This is a genomic window from Frigoribacterium sp. NBH87 (genome assembly GCF_014217665.1).
GTDB lineage: Bacteria > Actinomycetota > Actinomycetes > Actinomycetales > Microbacteriaceae > Frigoribacterium > Frigoribacterium endophyticum.
The window spans coordinates 1,865,473-1,879,612 of record NZ_CP043650.1 but is presented as its reverse complement, the minus strand read 5'-3'; the positions used below and the strand labels follow the sequence as shown (position 1 = coordinate 1,879,612).

Here is a 14,140-nt window from a genome sequence, read left to right as displayed (position 1 = left end):
CGGGCCGGCCGCCCGCGCCCGGGTCTGACGGGCCGGCCGCCCGCGCCCGGGTCACCGGGAGGTGCGGTGGCGACCCGTCGCGACGAGCTCGGGGGCGGGCACGCTGCCGAGCAGCGGCTCGAGCGTGCGCCGGCCGAGCAGCGTCACGACCGCGTCGCCCGCGGCGCACCACTCCCGGTGGTCGAGGGCCCGGCGCAGCTCGGCCACGGGGGCGGCGAGCGAGGGGGAGTCGAGGGGCAGCGCGAGGTGCCGCGAGAGGAAGGCCGTGCGGTTCTGCAGCGGCTCGGAGGCCTGCCGGGCGAGGGGGTTGCCCGAGACGGGCAGGAAGGCGCCCGTCGCGGCCAGCAGGTCGGAGCAGGTGGCCCCGGGGCGGTCGAGCACCCGGACGACCGTGGCCGCGAGGCGCGACACCTCGACCGGGTCGGCGTCGCCCGCGGACCTCACGGCGACGCCGTGCAGGAGCCCGAGCAGCTCGAGCGAGTCGAGCAGGTCGGCGGCCGTGGCCGGCGCGACGCGCGTGAAGCGGTTCGCCTCGATCTCGACCAGGCCCTGGTTCGCCAACCGGGCCAGCGCCTCCTTCACCGGGGTCTTCGAGACGCCCAGCCAGGTCGCGATGTCGTCCTCGAAGAGGCGCTCGCCCGGCCGCAGCGTGCCGTCGACGATCGCGCCGAGGACCGACTCGAAGGTCAGGTCGCGGAGGAGTCGGCGCGGGCCGCGCGTGGGTCGCTCAGGTACAGGCATGGCTCCTCCGTCGTCGGACACGTGGAACATCATACGTCTCATGGTCGGCCGTGTCGCGGGTGAGATGTCGGCGCCGTCGCCTACCATCGCCGCATGACGCTCTCACCGGCCCTCGACGCCTCCGCGGGCGCCGTGCCGGGCGACGACGCCGCGCCGCTCGAGAGCACCTGGTCGCCCGCGGCCCCCGTCGACGTCCGGGCCACCCTCCGGCCGCTCGCCCGCGGCGCGGGCGACCCCGCGTGGCGGGCGGTCGGCGGCCAGCTGTGGCGGGCCGTCCGCACCCCGGCGGGCGCGGCCACCCTGTGCCTGACCTCCGGGCGTGACGGCGTCCACGCGGCGACCTGGGGCCCCGGCGCCGAGTGGCTGCTGGCCTCCGTGCCCGAGATGCTCGGCGAGGGCGACGACTGGTCGGGGCTCGACGTCTCGGGGGTCGACTTCCTCGCCGCCGCGCGGCACCGGGCACCGGGCCTGCGGCTCTCGCGCACGGGCCTGGTCGTCGAGTCGCTCGTGCCCGCGGTGCTCGAACAGAAGGTGACGAGCCGCGAGGCCTGGCGGGCCTGGCGCGAGCTGGTGCGCCGCCACGGCGACCCCGCGCCCGGGCCGGCGCCCGAGGGCCTCACCGTCCCGCCCGACGCGGCCACCTGGCGCCGGGTGCCCAGCTGGGAGTGGCACCGGGCCGGCGTCGGCCCGCAGCGCTCCGACACCGTGATGCGGGTCTGCGCCGTGGCCGCGTCGCTCGAGCGCACCGTCGCCCTGGGGCGCGGCGGCGCCGAGGTCGAACGCCGGCTCCGCTCCGTGCCGGGCGTCGGCGTCTGGACGGCCGCCGAGACGATGCAGCGCGCGCACGGCGACCCCGACGCGCCCAGCGTCGGCGACTACCACCTGGCCGCCCTCGTGGGCTGGGCCCTCGTCGGCCGGCCCGTCGACGACGACGGCATGCTCGAGCTGCTCGAGCCGTGGCGGGGGCACCGGGGCCGGGTGGTCCGCCTGATCACCGGCAGCGGCTTCTCGAAGCCGAAGTTCGGGCCGCGGATGACGATCCAGGACCACCGGTCGCACTGAGGCGAGAGGCCCGGTGGGCGTGAGGCCCGGTGGGCGAGAGGCCGGGCAGGCCCTCAGCAGGGCTGCGCGTCGGCCGCCCGCGGTGCGGGGGCGTCGGGGGAGGCGTCGTCGCCGATCGCGGCGAGGACGCGCTGGGAGAACCCGCGGACGACTCCGGCGTCGGCGTCGAGCGCCTCGACGAAGTAGCGGCGGATGGCCTCGGTGTGCCCGCGGGTCGCCGCGAGCATGGCCCGGCGGCCGTCCGCGGTCAGCTCGACCCACGTGCCGCGGGCGTCCGACGAGCAGTCGGAGCGCCGCACGAGGCCGCGCCTCTCCATGCGGGTGACCTGGTGGCTGACGCGGCTCTTCTCCCAGCCGATCTGCTCGGCGATGTCGCGCACGCGGAGCCGCCGGTCGGAGCTGCGCCCGAGCCCGACGAGGATCTCGTACTCGGGGGCGGAGACGCCGGAGTCGTGGTGCAGCCGGAGCTCGAGGGCCCGGTCGAGGCGGCGCCGCATCGCGTAGAACTCGTCCCAGACGGCCCAGTCGTCGTCGGTGAGCGGGTCGGGCATGGGCCCAGCATAGGGACGCGTGCCAGGGCAGGGTCGGCGGCGCGGCATATCCTCTGCTCATGTCCGATCTGCGCGCCGCCGACCTCCCGCAGCAGACCGTCGAGACGGCACGTCGCTGGGCCGCGGCCGCCGCCGCGTCCCCCGCCGACCGCGACGCCGCGCGCCTCACCGCGGTCGTCCGAGACCCGGACGGGCTCGCCTTCAGCCTCGCGGTCGTCGACGGCGTGCTGGGGGCCGCCGACCCCGCCGTCGCGGCCCGCACGCTCGACGCGCTCAGCCGCTCGATGCCGTCGACGCTGCCCTGGCACCTCCGCGCCGCCGTCTCTGCCGCGGGCGGGTTCGGCCCGCTCGCTCCGCGGTCGGTCATCGGCGTGGCGCGGAAGGCGCTCCGTCGTACGTTGCAGCACCTCGTGGTCGACGCCGCGCCCGAGAAGCGCGGCGCTGCCCTGGCCGCGCTGCGGGCCCGCGAGGGCGTCCGCCTCGACGTCAGCGTGCTGGGCCCGGCGGTGCTCGGCCGGGCCGGCGCCGACCGGCGGCTCGCCGAGCTGACCGCCGTGCTCGGCCACGACGACGTCGCGGGCGTCCGCACGACCGTCGACGCCGTCGTCGGGCCGTCCTCCCCGTGGGCCGTCGACGAGACCAGCGCGCTCGCGGTGGAGCGGCTCACGCCGCTCTACGAGCGGGCCCTGGCCGCCGAGCCCGCCCGGCTGGTGACCCTCGAGGTGACCAGCTCGGCCGACCTCGACCTCACCATCGACGTCTTCACGCGCCTCCTCGACCAGCCTCACCTGCGCGACCTCGTCGCCGGCGTCGCGCTCCCCACCGGCCTGCCCGACTCGCTGCCCTCGCTCCAGCTGCTCACCGACTGGGCGCGCGGCCGCGTCGCCCGCGGCGGCGCCCCGATCCGCGTCCGGCTCTCCGCCGGCGGCGACCCGTCGTCCGCGGTCGCCGAGGCGGACCGCCACGGCTGGGCCGCCGCCACGCCGCCGGCCCCGGTCGAGGCCGACGCCGCCCACCACCGCGTGCTCGACTGGGCGCTGCGCCCCGCCCACGCCGAGGTCGCCCACGTCGCGGTCGCCGCCCGCGGCCGCCTCGACCTCGCCCACGCCTGGACCCTCGCGCGGGCGCGGGAGGTCACGCACCTGCTCGACCTGGAGGCGGAGCTCGGAGCGGCCGAGGCCGACGCCGTGCTGGCCGAGGCCGGCGGGCTCGTGCTGCACGTGCCGGTCGCGCCGCACGCCGAGCCCGACGCGGCCGTCCCGTGGCTGCTCCACCGGCTCAGCGAGTCGGCGGAGGCCACCGCCGACGACCTCGACGCGGCGGTCGAGCGCTGGCTCGCCGCGGCGGAGCTCGCGGCCCGGGGCGACGACCTCGTCACCCGGCCCGCCGCGCCGGGTCACGGCGGGGTCGGCGACACCGACCCGGCCCTCGAGCGCAGTCGGCGGGCCGCCCGTCGCGTCCTGGCCCGCGCCGCGACGTCGCACGCGGGCGTGGAGACCGTCGGCCGCTCCCGCGTGCTCGACCGCGACGCCCTCGAGGAGGTCGTCTCCCGCACGGCCCAGGCCGGCGTCCTGTGGGGCCACGCCGAGGCCGCCACGCGGGCCCAGCTCCTCGACAGGGCGGCCGCGGCGCTCGCCGCGGCCCGCACGACCCTGGTCGAGGTGCTGGTCGGCGAGACGGGCACCACGGTCGGGGAGGCCGACCACCAGGTCAGCGAGGTGGTCGACGCGGCGCGGCGGCACGCGGCCCTGGCGCGCGGCCTCGAGGGCGTCACGGGAGCGCGCTGGGCGCCTCCCCGGCTGACGGTCGTGGTCTCGGACGCCGCCGCCGCCCTCGCGGCGCCCGCCGAGGGCGCGACCGCGGCCCTCGCCGCCGGCAGCGGCGTCGTGCTGAAGCCCGACCCCCGCGCGCGGCGCACCTCTGCCGTGCTCTGCGAGGTGCTCTGGGCGGCCGGCGTCCCGCCCGAGCTGCTGGCGCTCGCCGAGCTCGACGAGGACGACCTCGGCCGCGACCTCGTCGTGCACCCCGCCGTCGACCGCGTGGTGTTCTCGGGCTCGGTCGAGACGGCCCGCCTGTTCCGGTCGTGGCGGCCCGACCTGCCGCTCACGGCCCGGCTCGACGCCCCCGGGGTCGTCGTCGTGACGCCGAGCGCCGACGTCGACCTCGCCGTCGACGCGATCGTGCGCGGCGCGGTCAGCGGCGCGGGCCGCTCGCGCGTCGCGACCAGCCACGTGCTGCTCGTCGGCTCGGCCGGTGACGACTCCCGCCTGCGCCGGCAGCTCGTCGACGCCGTCACGAGCCTCGAGGTCGGGCGGGCCGACGACCTCTCCACCCGCCTCGGCCCGCTCGTCGAGCCCGCCGGGCCGGCCCTCCGGGCCGCGCTCACGACGCTGCGCGAGGGCGATCGCTGGCTGGTCGAGCCCCGTCAGCTCGACGACGAGGGCGCGCTCTGGTCGCTCGGGGTCGTCGAGGGCGTCGGCGAGCCGGGCGTCGTCGACGAGGCCGTCCGCGGCCCGCTGCTGCGCGTCGTGCGGGTCGCCACGCTCGACGAGGCCCTCGCCCACCAGGCCGCCCTCGGCGGCGGCCACGTGGCCGCCGTCGCCTCGCGCGACGTCGACGAGGTGGCCCGCTGGGTGCGCCGCACCGACGCCGGTGCCCTCGTCGTGAACGGCAGCACCGCCGACGTCGCCGCCCGACGTCAGCCGGCGGCGGGCTGGGGCCGCTCGTCGGTGGGCATGGTCTCGCCGACCGGCGCCGACGCCGTGGTGGCCCAGGGGCGGTGGTGGAGCGTGCCGCGCGAGCCGCAGGCGTCGCTCCGCCTCACCGGCCTGTCGGAGGCGGTGGTGGCGGTCATCGAGGCCGCCCGCTCCGGGCTGTCGTTCGAGCAGTTCGACCGCGTCCGGTCGGGCGCGGTCTCCGACGAGCAGGCCTGGCAGGCGGTCTTCGCCCCCCGGGAGGCCGTCGGAGCCGGCGTCGAGAGGGTCCTGCTGCGGCACCGGGCGCGCCCGGTCGTCGTCCGCCTCTCGTCCGACGGCGACCTCGCCGACCTGGTGCGCCTCCTCGTGGCGGCGGCGCGGGCCGGCGCCCCGGTCGACGTGAGCTCGCCCGTGCCCCTGCCGGCGGCGCTCGTCCAGCTCGTGCGGGCGCCCGGGGCCCCGCTCCGCGTGGGCGAGATCGTGGTCGAGGGCGACGAGGCGTTCCGTGCCCGGGCGGCCGCCGGCCTGCTGCAGCGCGGCGGCGGGCGGCCCGACCCCCTCGACGACCTCGAGCTGCTGGCCCGGGCGGCCGATCCCGACGCGGCGGAGGGCGCCTCCGACGACGAGGCCGCCGCCGGGGCTGCGGGAGCCGTCGCGCGGGACGCCCGGGGAGACGGGCGCCTGCCCGACGCCGACCCGGAGGCCGTGGCTCGGTACCGCGACCTGGTCGTCCGGTTGGTGGGCGGCGACCCGCGGGCGCTCGCCGTGGCCGTCGGCGGCAGCCTCGACGTCGTCGTGCACGCGGGCGACGTCACGGAGGAGGGGCGGGTCGAGCTGCTGCCCTTCGTGCGCGAGCAGGCGGTGGCGGTGGTCACCCACCGGGCCGGCCACGTCGACCCGGCGTTCCGCGACCTGCGCCTGTAGGGCGCGGGGGCGCACCGCGGGGCGGCGCGCGTTCCGTGCGCGGAGCGCGCTCGACGCTCGGCGCGCTACGCGGGCTGGCGGCTGATCAACTTCGACAGCACGATGGCGCTGCGGGTGTGGTCGACGTTCGGGGCGTTCCGGACGCGCTCGAGCGCCTCCTCGAGCGACGGGATGTCGCGGCTGCGCATGTGCACGATCGCGTCGGCGCTGCCGGTGACGGTGCCGGCGTCGACCACCTCCGGCACGGTGCTGAGGATGCGCTGCAGCTCGGCCGGCGACACGGTGCCCCGGCAGAAGAGCTCGACGAACGCCTCCGTGCCGAGTCCGTCGACGGCGGGGTCGACCTGCACCGTGAACCCCTTGATGACGCCGTCGGCCACCAGGCGGTCGACGCGTCGCTTCACGGCGGAGGCGCTGAGGCCCACCGACGAGCCGATGTCGCCGTAGCCCGCCCGGGCGTTCTGGCGCAGCAGGTCGATGATGCCGTAGTCGAGGTTGTCCACATCGGGCATCCTACGCTAGAAAGTTGCGCGGTGGGCCTCGCCTGCGCAACTTAAGTGCGTCCTGAGCGTCCATGATGCGCAGGCTGCGTGTGACACTGGCTGGCGTGAGCATCGCAGCCCCCACCGCCCAGCCCTCCGCAGCCGCCTCGCCGGCGCCGACGCGACGGGCCTCCCGCCGCACGGTGCTGATGTGCCGGCCCGACCACTTCACGGTCAGCTACCGCATCAACCCGTGGATGGACCCGTCGAAGCCGACCTCCACGTCGCTCGCCGTGCGGCAGTGGGAGTCACTGTACGAGACCTACCTCCGGCTCGGCATCCAGGTCGAGCTGATCGACCCGCTGCCCGGCCTGCCCGACATGGTCTACGCGGCCAACGGGGGCTTCGTGCTCGACGGCGTCGCCTACGGCGCCAAGTTCACCTACCCCGAGCGCCAGCCCGAGGGCCCCGCCTACATGGAGTGGTTCCGACAGGCGGGCCTCCGCGTCGCCGAGCCCGTCGAGGTCAACGAGGGCGAGGGCGACTTCCTCCTCGTGGGCGACGTGATCCTCGCCGGCACGGGCTTCCGCAGCGCCTCCGACTCCCACGCCGAGCTCGCCCGGGTCACCGGTCGCGAGGTCGTCGGCCTGACCCTGGTCGACCCGCGGTTCTACCACCTCGACACCGCGGTGGCCGTGCTCGACCCGGAGCCGGTCGAGGGCGGCGCCCAGAACATCGCCTACCTCGAGAGCGCCTTCGACGAGCCCTCTCTGGCCGTGCTGCGCGAGCGGTTCCCCGACGCCGTCCTGGTCAGCGACGACGACGCGACCATCCTCGGCCTGAACAGCTACAGCGACGGTCTCCACGTGGTGATCGCCGAGAAGGCCACGGGGTTCGCGCGACAGCTGCGCGAGCGGGGCTACGAGCCGGTCGGCGTCGACCTCTCCGAGCTGCTGCTCGGCGGGGGCGGCGTGAAGTGCTGCACCCTGGAGCTGCGACGATGACGATCGACACGACCCGCGCCTCCGGCCCCACCGAGGCGGCCATCGCCGTCGAGGACGCCGCGCTGGCCCACAACTACCACCCGCTGCCCGTGGTCGTCGCGACCGCCGAGGGCGCCTGGGTCACCGACGTCGACGGCCGCCGCTACCTCGACTGCCTCGCCGCCTACTCGGCCGTGAACTTCGGCCACGGCCACCCGACCCTCGTCGCGGCCGCCCGTGACCAGCTCGACCGGGTGACGCTGACCAGCCGGGCGTTCCACAACGACCAGCTCGGCCCGTTCGCCGCCGAGCTCGCCGCCCTGCTCGGCAAGCAGATGGTGCTGCCGATGAACACCGGCGCCGAGGCCGTCGAGTCGGGCGTCAAGGTCGCGCGCGCCTGGGGCTACCGCGTCAAGGGCGTGCGGCCCGGGGCCGCGAAGATCATCGTGGCGTCGGGCAACTTCCACGGCCGCACCACGACGATCATCAGCTTCTCGGACGACGAGGAGGCGCGGGCCGACTTCGGCCCCTACACCCCCGGTTTCCTCACGGTGCCCTACGGCGACTCCGCCGCGCTCGAGGCCGCGATCGACGACGACACGGTGGCCGTGCTGCTCGAGCCGATCCAGGGCGAGGCGGGCGTCGTCGTGCCGCCGGCCGACTACCTGCCCGAGGTGCGCCGCATCACGCGGGAGCGCCGGGTGCTGTTCATCGCCGACGAGATCCAGTCGGGCCTCGGCCGGACCGGCGCGACCGTGAGCTGCGAGCTCGTCGACGTCGTGCCCGACCTCTACCTGCTCGGCAAGGCCCTCGGCGGCGGCGTCGTGCCGGTCAGCGCCGTCGTCGGCGACCGCGACGTCCTCGGCGTGCTGCGGCCCGGCGAGCACGGCTCGACGTTCGGCGGCAACCCGCTCGCGGCGGCCGTCGGGCTCGCCGTCGTGCGCATGCTCGCGACCGGCGAGTGGCAGGAGCGGGCCGCGCGGCTCGGCGCCCGCCTGCGCGAGGGCCTCGACGCTCTCGTCGGCCAGGGCGTCGTCACCGTGCGCGGCGCCGGGCTGTGGATGGGCGTCGACATCGACCCCGCGGTCGGCACCGGGCGGGAGGTCTGCGAGGAGCTCATGCGCCGCGGAGTCCTCGCGAAGGACACGCACGGCTCGACCATCCGCCTCGCCCCGCCGCTGGTGATCACCGAGGCCGAGGTCGACGAGCTCGTGTCGACGCTCGCGGCCGTGCTGCGCGACCTCCGCGCCTGAGGTCGGGTCGCCGGCCGGCCTGGCCGCCCGGCTGGACCGGCCGCCTGGCCGCCCGGCTGCTCGGCCAGGCCCGGCCGGGCCTCAGCCGCCCGCGCGCCCCTCGGGCTTGACGAAGAGGTAGACGACGCTCCGCCCCGTGCGGTGCTCCTGGGCGTTCGCGAAGCCGAGGCCCTCGAGCAGCTCGCGGTCGTCGTCGGTCAGCACGTCGACCTGGCGCCGGACGATCCAGACCCGGTCGGTGGCGGCGAGGCGCTCCGAGAGCTCGGCGCGGTCGTCGGCGTCGTCGAGCTGGAGCGTCTCGTCGGTGAACCGGCCGGCGGCGATGCCCGAGCTGACGAAGGCCACGTCGTCGAGCCCCGCGAAGCGCTGCGGGTAGGCGTACAGAGCCTGGCGGGGCCGGGTCGAGACGACCCCGGTCGCGTCGAGCAGGACGGCGTCGCCCGGGCGGGCCTGCTGCTCGACGTAGCTGGCGACCTGCGCGAGGTCGGCGCCGCCGCCCTTGCCGTCGGGCAGCCGCTGCAGCACGTACGTCGGCACCGAGGCCGCGACCAGCAGGGCGATCAGGGCGATGCTGACCCACCGCCTCCGGAACCCCGTGATGGCGACCGCCAGCAGCAGGCACATGCCCGGCGCCGACCACGCCACCAGCCGGGCCTGGAAGAGCGGCGCGATGGCGAGGCCGACCAGCAGCATCACCCCGGTCGGCAGCACGACCCAGAGCGCGCCGAGCAGCACGACGCTGCCGGGGGTGCGCGAGCGGTCGCGGAGGCGCGTGCCGAGCAGGATGAGCAGGGCGGCGCCCAGCACGGCGTAGGCCACGGAGGTCGCGAACCAGGGCTCGACGAGCACCGAGTACCAGGTGACGTCGGAGCCCGTCGCGGGGTCGCCGTTGCCCAGCAGCCGCGTGCGCTCGCGGATGACCGTGCCGATCACCGGGGCGGTGACGAGCAGCGCGGCGCCGGTCGAGATGGACCAGCCCAGGAGGCGGTGGCGCGCTCCCCGACGACGTCGCTGCGCCGGGGCGAGCAGCAGGAAGACGCCGTGCACGAGCACGATCGTCGCCATGGGCACGAACACGGCGATGCACGCCGCGAGGCCGGCGCCGTAGGCGACCCACCACCACCGGCTCTGCCGCCGCGAGGCGACCAGGACGAGGACGGTCGCCCAGACGGCGAGGGCAGCGGTGAGGGCGTAGGGCCGGGCCTCCGCCGCCTCGAGGGTCAGCCGGGGCAGCACCGCGTAGATGCCGGCGGCGAGGACGGCCGTCGTGCGCGTCGTCAGCATCCGCACGAGCACCAGGAGGCCCGCGGCGCCGGCCCCCGCGGCGAGGGCGCTCGGCAGGCGGGTCGCGAGGGTGCTCTCGCCGAACAGGGTCGTCCAGGCGTGCATCACCACGTAGTAGGCGGTGTGCACGGCGTCCCGCTGGTGGGTGAACTCGAGCAGCGAGCCGAGGGGCAGGCGGGCGGCCTGGAGGGTGGTCGCCTCGTCGCTCCAGTACGACGGCACCCACGACGCCGCGAAGCCCACCAGCAGCGCCGCCAGGCCGGCGACCACGGGGTCGAGCCAGCGGCTGCGGGGGTGTGCGACCGCGGGGTCGTGCCCGATGCTCACGCGACGGCGGCCCGGAGGTCAGGGGAGCCGGGCCCCGCGGCGGCGGGGCCCTCGGCGTGGCTCTCGGCAGCTGGGCACGGCATCGATCCGTGGACCTCTCGGTTCTTCGGGCGCGGGGACGGTCGTCCGATGCTAGCGGGTGCCCCTCCGACGCGTCGCGAGCGACCCCGGGGGGAGCTGCGAGCGGGCCCGGGCGGGCCGGGAGCGAGCCCCGGGCACGTCGGCAGCGCGCCGGGCAACGAGAAAGCCCCCGGCGGGGCCGGGGGCTTCGTGGTGGCTGGACGCGGCGTCGATCCGCGGACCTTTCGATTTTCAGTCGAACGCTCTACCAACTGAGCTACCCAGCCGAGGGAGCCGTAGCTCCTGGTGAGAGGCGGTGCCTCTCGGACGGGGTGACCCGTCGCTGCGACCCTGACCGGACTTGAACCGGCGACCTCCGCCGTGACAGGGCGGCGCGCTAACCAACTGCGCTACAGGGCCAAACTGGTGGTGCGTGGTGTTTCCGTGAACGATGCTACCGGACTCGAGACCATTGCTGGAACCGTGACCCCAACGGGATTCGAACCCGTGCTGCCGCCGTGAAAGGGCGGTGTCCTAGGCCACTAAACGATGGGGCCGAGTGACCTCGGAAGATCACAGAGCAACCGAGGAAGGAGCATACGCAACCCGCGGCCACGATGCAAACCGGGGAGGCGCCTCCCCGGTCCAGGAGGGTCCCTCACGACCGCGACGCCCCGTCGCCACACCGACGGGGGTCTCGCTCGGAGGGGGGAGCGGGAGCTAGGTTCGACCTGTCCTTGATGCTTGGTCGCGACGGCCCTGCGCCCGGCCGGGCGGAGCCGCACGGCGCCTCGACCACGACGAACCGGTGATGCCTCATGATCTCGACCTCCCCCCGACGGCCGCGTGCCGCCCGCGGCCTCCTCACGAGCGCCGACCGCCGCCCCGTCCGCCTCGCCCTCGTCGCCGCCGCCCTCTCGCTGGCCGTCACCGGCAGCGTGCTCGCCGCCCCGACATCCGCCCGGGCCGCCGACTACCCCACGTGGGAGCAGGTCGCCGCCGCCCAGGCGAACACGGACGCGAAGGCCGCCGAGATCGCCACCATCACGGGCCTCCTCGCCCAGCTCTCGACCGACCTCGAGGCCGCGAACGCCGACGCCGTGGCGAAGGGCGCGGCCTACGAGGAGGCGCAGACCGCCTACGACCAGGCCGAGTTCAAGCTCGGCCAGCTGCAGGACCAGGCCGACGCCGCGGACGCCGTCGCCGCCGCCAGCGAGGAGCGCGCGGGCCAGCTCGCCGCCCAGCTCGGCCGCTCGTCGGGCGGCAACGACATCAGCAGCAGCCTCATCGCCGACCCGGGCGACGCCAACGAGCTGCTGTACAAGATCGGCGCCATGTCGAAGCTGACCGAGCAGGCCGACGGCATCTACTCGCAGGCCACGCAGGACCGCAACACCGCCCAGTCGCTCAGCGACCAGGCCGACGTCGCCGCCACGGCGCTCAAGGCCCTGGCCGTCGAGGCGGAGGACGCGCTGGCGGCGGCCAACGAGGCCGCCCAGGCCGCGGCGGACGCCGTCGCCGCCCAGGAGGAGAACAAGAGCCGGCTCGACACGCAGCTCGCGATCCTCCAGTCGGACCTCACCACGACCAAGGAGGAGTTCGAGAAGGGCGAGGCCGAGCGCAAGGCCGCGGAGGCCGCCGCCGCCGCCGAGGCGGCCCGCCTGGGCAGCCCCACGAACGGCACCCCCACCGGCGTCGTCTCGAGCGCCGGCTGGACGCGCCCGTCGGGCGGGAACATCTCGAGCGGCTTCGGCATGCGGGTGAACCCGGTCACGCACGCCTACATCCTGCACGCGGGCACCGACCTCGCCGCGGCCTGCGGCACGCCGATCTTCGCGGCGACGAGCGGCACGGTGAGCTACGCCGGCTGGTACGGCGGCTACGGCAACTTCGTCCTGCTCGACAACGGCGGCGGCGTCACCACCGGCTACGGGCACCAGCCGAACGGCGGCATCACGGTGAGCGTGGGCCAGCACGTCGAGGTCGGGCAGCAGATCGGCCACGTCGGCTCGACCGGCAACTCGACCGGCTGCCACCTGCACTTCGAGACACGGGTCGGCGGCACGCCCGCCAACCCGGTCGACTTCATGGCGCAGCGCGGCATCCGCCTCTAGCGGCACGACGACGGAGGGCCCGACACCAGCAGGTGTCGGGCCCTCCGTCGTCGGCGGGTGCGGGTCAGTGGCCCTCGGCCGCCAGCTTCACGATGCCGGCCTCGACGATGGCCTCGGCCTCGGCGGCGTCGCCCCAGCCCTCGGTCTTGACCCACTTGCCGGGCTCGAGGTCCTTGTAGTGCTCGAAGAAGTGCTCGATCTCCTTGCGGAGGAACTCCGGCACGTCGGTGACGTCCTGGATGTGCTCCCAGCGCGGGTCCTTCGCCGGCACGGCGATGACCTTGGCGTCGCTGCCGCCGTCGTCGGTCATGTTGAAGACGCCCACGGGGCGGACCTTCACGCCCACGCCGGGGAAGAGCGGGTAGTCGAGCAGCACGAGCACGTCGACGGGGTCGCCGTCGAGGCCGAGGGTGTTCTCGAAGAACCCGTAGTCGGTCGGGTAGACGAAGCCGGTGAAGAGCACGCGGTCGAGGTAGACGCGACCGGTCTCGTGGTCGACCTCGTACTTGTTGCGGCTTCCCTTGGGGATCTCGATCACGGCGTCGTACGCGGCCATGGGTGCTCCTGGTTCAGTCGTGGGGGTGCCGACCAGACCGGTCGGCGGCTGCCGGTAACGTTACAAGATGCCCGACAGACCGCGTCTGACCCCCGCCATGGCCGACGTCCGCCGGGCCGTCCGCGGCTCCCTCGGCGACCTGGCCGCCGACTCCCTCGTGCTCGTCGCCCTGAGCGGCGGGCCCGACTCGCTGGCGCTCGCCGCGGCGACCGCGTTCGAGGCGCCCCGGGCGGGGCTGCGGGCCGGCGCCGTCGTGGTCGACCACGGGCTGCAGTCCGGGTCGGCCGAGGTGGCGGCCGCGGCCGCTTCCCAGGCGACGGCGCTCGGGCTCGCCCCGGTGGTCGTCCGCCGCGTCGCCGTCGGCGTCGAGGGCGGCCCGGAGGGGGCAGCCCGGGAGGCGCGCTACCGGGCCCTGCGCGAGGTCACGGCCGAGACCGGTGCGGTCGCGGTGCTCCTCGGCCACACCCTCGACGACCAGGCCGAGACCGTGCTGCTCGGGCTCGCGCGGGGGAGCGGGCCCACCAGCCTGCACGGGATGGACGCGGTGCGGGGGCCGTGGCGACGGCCGCTGCTGGCCGTCCGGCGGGAGACGACCCGCGCCTCCTGCGCCGACCTCGGGCTGGACCCCTGGCTCGACCCGCACAACGACGACGCCTCGTTCGCCCGCGTGCGCGTCCGGCAGGTCGTGCTGCCGGTGCTCGAGCGCGAGCTCGGCCCCGGCGTCGCGGTGGCCCTCGTCCGCACCGCGGCGCAGCTGCGCGAGGACTCCGAGGCACTCGACCACTTCGCCGAGGAGCAGGCCGAGGAGGTCGCCGACCACGCCGAGGCCGGCATCTCGCTCGACGTCCGCGCGCTCGCGGCCGACCCGGCCGCGCTCCGACAGCGCTTGATCCGGCTGGCCGTCGAGGGCGAGTTCGGCGTCGTCCTCAGCCGCTCGCAGACCCTCGAGGTCGCCCGCCTCGTGACCGACTGGCACGGCCAGGGAGCCGTCTCGTTGCCGGGCGTTACAGTGGAGCGCACCGGGGGCGTGCTGCACTTCAGCGCCGCCGGCACCGCCTGAGGCCCGGCCGCTCGACCAGCGCCGCCGCCCCTCGCCCCCGACGTCGT

11 protein-coding genes and 3 tRNA genes are annotated in these 14,140 nt (G+C 76.1%); 6 read left to right on the top strand and 8 right to left on the bottom strand.

Features of this window, described 5'->3' with window-relative positions; all coding sequences use genetic code 11:
* Window positions 1–51 precede the first annotated feature (51 nt).
* On the bottom strand, window positions 52–762 hold the full coding sequence (locus tag F1C15_RS08725) for a GntR family transcriptional regulator (RefSeq protein ID WP_185230651.1): 711 nt from the start codon (window positions 760–762) through the stop codon (window positions 52–54).
* A gap of 72 nt (window positions 763–834) precedes the next feature.
* Between F1C15_RS08725 and F1C15_RS08720 the strand changes: the two genes are divergently transcribed.
* Complete coding sequence (locus F1C15_RS08720; protein ID WP_056057970.1) at window positions 835–1,803, top strand: DNA-3-methyladenine glycosylase; 969 nt, start codon at window positions 835–837, stop codon at window positions 1,801–1,803.
* Window positions 1,804–1,856: 53 nt separating this feature from the next.
* Here the strand turns inward: F1C15_RS08720 and F1C15_RS08715 are convergent, their stop codons facing one another.
* Window positions 1,857–2,354, bottom strand: coding sequence for a MarR family winged helix-turn-helix transcriptional regulator (locus F1C15_RS08715; RefSeq protein WP_185230649.1), 498 nt, complete (start codon window positions 2,352–2,354; stop codon window positions 1,857–1,859).
* 59 nt (window positions 2,355–2,413) lie between these two features.
* Here F1C15_RS08715 and F1C15_RS08710 point away from each other — a divergent pair, with 59 nt between their 5' ends.
* The gene (locus tag F1C15_RS08710; protein WP_185230647.1) at window positions 2,414–5,974 is read left to right on the top strand and encodes a proline dehydrogenase family protein; all 3,561 of its coding nucleotides are present in this window, start codon (window positions 2,414–2,416) and stop codon (window positions 5,972–5,974) included.
* Between the two features lie 65 nt (window positions 5,975–6,039).
* Here F1C15_RS08710 and F1C15_RS08705 read toward each other — a convergent pair whose 3' ends face one another.
* Complete coding sequence (locus F1C15_RS08705; RefSeq protein WP_056057962.1) at window positions 6,040–6,477, bottom strand: Lrp/AsnC family transcriptional regulator; 438 nt, start codon at window positions 6,475–6,477, stop codon at window positions 6,040–6,042.
* Between the two features lie 104 nt (window positions 6,478–6,581).
* Between F1C15_RS08705 and ddaH the strand changes: the two genes are divergently transcribed.
* Both ddaH and rocD read left to right on the top strand, forming a co-directional pair.
* Window positions 6,582–7,460 carry a dimethylargininase gene (ddaH, locus tag F1C15_RS08700; RefSeq protein WP_056057959.1) on the top strand — a complete coding sequence of 293 codons (879 nt, stop codon included), beginning with the start codon at window positions 6,582–6,584 and terminating at the stop codon, window positions 7,458–7,460.
* The gene (gene rocD / locus F1C15_RS08695; protein WP_185230645.1) at window positions 7,457–8,692 is read left to right on the top strand and encodes an ornithine--oxo-acid transaminase; all 1,236 of its coding nucleotides are present in this window, start codon (window positions 7,457–7,459) and stop codon (window positions 8,690–8,692) included. Before ddaH ends, rocD begins: the two co-directional genes overlap by 4 nt.
* Window positions 8,693–8,773: 81 nt before the next feature.
* Here rocD and F1C15_RS08690 read toward each other — a convergent pair whose 3' ends face one another.
* The 4 genes from F1C15_RS08690 to F1C15_RS08675 form a co-directional block, all read right to left on the bottom strand.
* Complete coding sequence (locus tag F1C15_RS08690) at window positions 8,774–10,303, bottom strand: glycosyltransferase family 39 protein (RefSeq protein WP_185230643.1); 1,530 nt, start codon at window positions 10,301–10,303, stop codon at window positions 8,774–8,776.
* 271 nt (window positions 10,304–10,574) lie between these two features.
* Window positions 10,575–10,650, bottom strand: a tRNA-Phe gene (locus F1C15_RS08685).
* Window positions 10,651–10,709: 59 nt separating this feature from the next.
* Window positions 10,710–10,783 (bottom strand) — tRNA-Asp (locus F1C15_RS08680).
* A gap of 64 nt (window positions 10,784–10,847) precedes the next feature.
* Window positions 10,848–10,920: transfer RNA gene (locus F1C15_RS08675), tRNA-Glu, on the bottom strand.
* Window positions 10,921–11,181: 261 nt separating this feature from the next.
* Here F1C15_RS08675 and F1C15_RS08670 point away from each other — a divergent pair.
* A complete protein-coding gene (locus F1C15_RS08670) occupies window positions 11,182–12,477 on the top strand; it encodes a M23 family metallopeptidase (RefSeq protein ID WP_185230642.1) in 1,296 nt (431 codons plus the stop codon).
* 64 nt (window positions 12,478–12,541) lie between these two features.
* On the opposite strand, the gene ppa is transcribed toward F1C15_RS08670, so the two are convergent.
* Window positions 12,542–13,033, bottom strand: coding sequence for an inorganic diphosphatase (gene ppa / locus F1C15_RS08665; protein ID WP_056057947.1), 492 nt, complete (start codon window positions 13,031–13,033; stop codon window positions 12,542–12,544).
* Window positions 13,034–13,100: 67 nt separating this feature from the next.
* On the opposite strand from ppa, the gene tilS reads away from it, so the two are divergent.
* A complete protein-coding gene (gene tilS / locus F1C15_RS08660; RefSeq protein ID WP_185230641.1) occupies window positions 13,101–14,093 on the top strand; it encodes a tRNA lysidine(34) synthetase TilS in 993 nt (330 codons plus the stop codon).
* Window positions 14,094–14,140: the final 47 nt, after the last annotated feature.